Annotated in this window: 3 protein-coding genes; 1 reads left to right on the top strand and 2 read right to left on the bottom strand. The window is 37.8% G+C overall.

What is annotated here, in order from left to right:
* Positions 1–113 precede the first annotated feature (113 nt).
* Both NH454_RS21970 and traN read right to left on the bottom strand, forming a co-directional pair.
* Positions 114–893: a hypothetical protein gene (locus tag NH454_RS21970; protein WP_235374323.1), complete on the bottom strand. Its 780-nt coding sequence runs from the start codon at positions 891–893 to the stop codon at positions 114–116.
* A 133-nt stretch (positions 894–1,026) separates the two neighbouring features.
* On the bottom strand, positions 1,027–4,173 hold the full coding sequence (gene traN / locus NH454_RS21965; RefSeq protein ID WP_235374322.1) for a conjugal transfer protein TraN: 3,147 nt from the start codon (positions 4,171–4,173) through the stop codon (positions 1,027–1,029).
* A 220-nt stretch (positions 4,174–4,393) separates the two neighbouring features.
* Here traN and NH454_RS21960 point away from each other — a divergent pair, with 220 nt between their 5' ends.
* Complete coding sequence (locus NH454_RS21960; protein ID WP_235374321.1) at positions 4,394–4,579, top strand: hypothetical protein; 186 nt, start codon at positions 4,394–4,396, stop codon at positions 4,577–4,579.
* The last annotated feature ends 901 nt before the right edge of the window (positions 4,580–5,480 follow it).

The following is a 5,480-nucleotide window of genomic DNA, read 5'->3' as shown; positions in this document are numbered from 1 at the left end:
TCAAAACACACCGCCAAGTGAAAGAGCCGTAAAAACTTCACGCGCTTTAAGTCAGAAAAAAGACTAGTTACCTCTTGCTTGACTCGCCCTTGAAAGGGTGAGATTGCGCAAGCCTAATGTTCAAAATTTTGCCCAGTAATAAATTTATGTATTTTCCCTTTGTGAATGACTATATGAGAACCAGCGTACATAGCCCAACTGTAATCCCAGTTACCTGATCCTAATTTTCTAGGGTGATACAAGTAAACATCATCCCCCATGTAATCACTCATTAAATGCAATGATACAAAATTTCCATTTGCTTCAAAAATTACATATGCAGACTTACTTTCTTGATCATATGACGAAACTCGACCAAGCCCAATGTATTGCCCGCAGTTATTTACAACAAGAATCAAATTTTCACATTGATTTTTGTTTTTATAGTTGATGATTCGCTGAGTACTTGTTGTCCTTTCTGACTCTATTTCAAGCCCTTTCTTGGCAGCAATTTCATCAAGCTTTTTCGAAGCTCTAGCAATAATACTTTCAGGATTTGCAAGTGCTGATTGACTTACATTCTCAACCTTAACTATAAATTGGGCGTTCTTAGCTAAAGGCTCGTCTTCAATGATACTATCATTAATGGCTGTACTGGCTGCTCCAGTAAAATCTAACATTAACAGCTGACCTAGAGCCATTACACTCGAGCCAGGTACTTTGCGTGTCCCTGACTTTCCGTCAGCACTGTCCATAAACTTATTGCTGCCAGCTAAGCGCATTGTTGTTTTTGCAAATGAGTCATTCTCATTTGCTTGAAAGCTATCAAACACAATTGGCTCTTTTGTTGATGAACAAGCTGATAAAGTTAATGCCATGACTGAAGCTAAGGATATTTTAGTTATATTTTTCATAGATTTCCTCGTTTGTCCCGAAAGTGTCTCTATCGTACTTTATTATTTATATCGCGCAACTTTACAATCATTAATCATTAATCATTAATCATTAATCATTAATCATTAATCATTAATCATTAATCATTAATCATTAATCATTAAGGAAGTAGCATGCCAATGGTCTCGGCACATATGAACAATCAATATCATCTGCATTTATGATACTTCTTGTTTCAATAGCTCTCTCAGCAAGCTCAGCGTCAACAGCTCTTTGTGTTGTTCTATCAACAGCGTTTTCTCGACCTTCATTATTAAGTAGTCGACCAGAACCAGTTAGCTTATCAAGGTCTTGAGCAAAATCAGCAATACCAGACTCGATCATTATGTTAATCCATTCGCTTAAATCAATTTGATTCCAGTCTAGGTTAGACAGTTGTTCAGGGGTTAACCCCGGACAATTCCTTAATTTTGAACCATCAACTTCTTCTGTTGTATATTCTTCTAGGTCATGGCCAAGCATTGGGGATGCTTGTTCCATTATTATTCGAGATAGGATGGAGTCATAACAGCAATAATCTTGACGACGTAGATAGCAGACACCCAAAGCATCTTCAGCACAATATTTCTTTCCTACGGGAATACATTGTTTCGTAGCAAGCCTAATTCCCATATCCATTTCATACTCGTGGCAAGCAGTGAGCAAATTTAAAGCTAGTTTAATATATTGATACACCATGTATGCAGCATATACATAACCAATTACCGCTACAGCTTGACTTGCTCCTTCTGATAGCACCACTGTTGATGCCCCATTCTTAACAGTCTCTGTCATTAATGCCTGAGCTAACTCCTCTGGAATCGAATCATAAACATATTTCATAACCGCTTGTTGTAGTTTTTCCATAGCCTGCTTAGAGAAAATATCCATTGCGGCCCCAGATGCATCAACCACCTCCCCTACTGCATTACCTGCCGCAGTACTTGCCGCATCAGTAAATACTGTAGACACTGAAGACCAAGCGCTTGAAACAGCTTCACCAGCAGTTGTAGCTGCATTAGCAATAGGTTCTCTCAGACTCTGATAGCCGCCTACTACAGCATTACTGGTTCCATCTAGTCCAGCTACAAATGCATCTGCTTGTAGCATGCCATAAGCAGCTTGTGCATATTCATAAATATCAACACCATCAGGAGCCTCACAACAGTCATTACCTAAACCACTTGGCTCCCAAGAGCAAAATTTGCCTTCACCTTTAAAAATAGTGCACGTTGATGGGTCTGTAGGATCTTCACAGTTCATCCCATCTTCCATATGTTGTATTACTGTAGCCATAGCAAGAACATCTGCGAATTGATCATTAACTTCACTATTTGATGTTTCACAATTCCCTCCAACACAAGGCAATGTAGCCGCACAGGTATTCTGTGTTACGGAGCTTGTTACAGTCGAAACAACCTCCTCATCACATTGATACTCAATTGTGTAAGCGAAGCAAATATCATCGGCGTCATCTCGCTCCCAAAGCCACCCTTCAGCACATGTTCTCTCAATTTCTTGACATTGCGTATCAGTTTGGTAGGTAGTGCAGTGGTTTGGTTGAGATTCTATCTCATCCCAGGAATAACATTGGAATTCATCCCCTATCCCTGCTGCTTTTTCTTCCTCAGTGGCTCTCCGAGTTACAATACAGTAATCTTCACCTTTAGTAGGATCACAATTGTATCCATCAAGGTTAACTCTCCAAGTTTTATTTCCTGTATCACCATTATAAAAAGGAGGGACTGTTTCTAATATTTCTGGGGGTAATCCAACGCTACCAACCTCGATATTTGTATAGCTATCAAATTTACAAAAACCTTCAAACCGGCTTTCAGTACCACCACTAATTGTGTCACTAAACCCTGCTAAGCCATTGCTTTCCTTAAGCTCACTTTCAATCGCATCATAGCAACCAGCTGGATACTGCTTGTTTTCCCCTACTTCACCAGTAAACCTGTATCTTACTTGAGCGTTCAAGATCCATTTTGTATCACCACTATCATCAGTTTTATCTTCAACTTGGACAATACCTTTTAAACCATTTGCACATGTTGGCGCTTGCAACTCTCGAATCCAAGTACTTTCATCAATACTTCCATCTAGTGTGGTGTTGGGCCAAGCACCAAGGCTTACCCTATTAATATTAGTATTATTAACTGTGCAGAAATCTTCAAAACTTGGACCTTCAAATTTCAGCTCTGTTGCAATTGAATCGGTTGGGGCTATTGTCTTAGCAGTTTGCTTCTTTAGGTCAAATTCTACTGTTAAAAACTGCTTCCCCTTACCCGCCATTTGCACTATTACGTCATAAGCAACTGGTGTAGCTCTTTCAACTTCGCAATATAAGCTATTGCTTGCAAGGGGTTGCATACATAAATGATTTGTTGATTGTGTTGATGTAAATTCACGTGTTATGTCAACTGACTCATCTGTACATGACGATAACCATGATCCGGTACCGTCAAGGGCATCATTCACTTCATTAAATCCGTAATTGAAAATACTGCTTCTGGGGTTTATTTCTGGGGGTTTATTGTCATTCTGAATTGATTGAATTGTTTGGTATACAGTTGCATCACTAGCAGTGTCTGTTTTCAAACTGTTTATTTTAGTGGTTCCTGAAGCATAAAACTCTGTCTCATTACCATAGTGACTGTCTGCCTCAAATGTTGTTTGAGAGTGATTTAGCTCTGAGCTAGTGTACTCGTTTTGATTAGAAACATGCTCAGTAACTTTTGATTCATCAATAGTCCCAACATAATTACCACTATCATCTTTTGTAAGCGAAACTCCTCCATTACTATAATTTGTAATTAAACCTCCACTAGCATTAGTCGATGGAACAACAGCTGACTTTGACATGTCTCTCGCAACATTTACGCTATCTTCAATCTGCTGCTGTGCATTGTCTCCATAATTACCATAAGCAGACAAATCAACTGTTCTAGATGTCTGTGGGGTTAGGTAGTATTTTTGAATTATCTCATTTTCTCGATTTGGATTTATGACTGTTTGATGTGGGTATTTTAATAACGTTTGATTTAAACGTTGATCATCGGAGCGGTTATTTGTTGGATCATCAGTTTTGTATTTTTGCTGAATTTGGTCAAACCGTTCCTGTGCAGCAATAGCTGTTTCAAATGGAGTGGCAATCGATAGTAACCCAGCCCATACCCCAATTACTGATACAGCAATGGTTTGACCAACCATGCTTGCAATGATTGTATATCCGGTTAATTTTTTCTTAAAACACTTCATTAAACATAGAGCCATGACTATTTATTTGAAGATATTTTAAAATCTATATTTCCATCTAAATCCTAATTTTCATTAGATTTTTAATTAAAATTTGCTCAATTAAAGCCACCTGATAGAGTAAAAGGGCTCTGAGGTGCCTTTGCTCCATTATCATTTGATATGCATACCATGATCTATAGTGTGGATGCCCCTACACTAGAAAAATAACTTCACAGAAGATTTGAGAGAGCAAGTAAACAAAGTAAATCCCAAAAAAGAGTTTTTCAAAACCTCTATAGCAGAGGTTAGACAAGTAGTTGAGCAGCAGGATTTACTTGATGTTCATTGGAAACTGACAGCAGAAACTGCTGAATATAGGGAGTCTTTAACAATAGAAAATGCTCGACAAGAACAAAATGTCACCTAATAGCTAAACCTCTGTTATAGAATACCAAACCAGCAAAGTATAGAAGCACAAAAAGCAAATCCAGCGTCATTCTGGCTAAACTAGGATACAAAAGAAAAAAGCATACAAACTTAGGGATGAAGGTGAGTTTGTATGCTTGGGTATTGATAATCAATTAGGAATTTGCTGGCTCAATAATTTATTAAATACACTTTAAATATAGAGGCTGTGCTTATTATTGTCAAACTTCCATACTTAAAAATTTTTCGAAACTTTATGAGCTCCCCTTATTCGACATTAAGGTGGCGCCCATAAGTGATTCACTTCACACTGTTGTTTCAATAACTCCATGTTTTTAATATTAACTTTTTATAGGTGGGGTAAAAAAACCGAAACAAATATAAGCTTAATTTAATATTAAAATTAGATAAATCTAGGGGGTATCGCTCAATTACCTAGTAATTTTTTGCTAAAAACAAATTTTCCCAAATGAATCCCTAAATATGCAAAGGTAACGAACGCAATATGAGCTATTATAAACATAGTTCACCCCCTAAGAGTAAACAAGACTATACGTCAGGTTAATAGTTTTCTAACTGACTTATCTCGGTGTGTTGAGAGTTTTAGTTCTAAGTATCTCTTTGCTTTTCCTTTACCCATGTGATCAAGGCACTCGCAAATAATTGAAACACTGTTACTTATCTCTTCTTCGTATTTTGGGCTCGTGTACTTGTGGTATGTTGTTTTCTTAAATCCAAATATGTGCATTGCTTGCTGTTTACTTAGCCTATATTTAGTGAACTACTCGCGCCTAAAGGCATCGAGCTTCCAAGATAATAGCCTAAGCTACTAACCTTTCTTTTTTGACGCTTCGTTGGACACCGCTAGTCGAGCTTTTGACTCGGCTAGTCTTACGATTGCC

Origin of the sequence: Pseudoalteromonas sp. Ps84H-4, assembly GCF_024124645.1 — a bacterium.
In the GTDB taxonomy this organism is placed as follows: domain Bacteria; phylum Pseudomonadota; class Gammaproteobacteria; order Enterobacterales; family Alteromonadaceae; genus Pseudoalteromonas; species Pseudoalteromonas lipolytica_C.
This window is presented reverse-complemented; position numbering and strand designations above follow the sequence as displayed.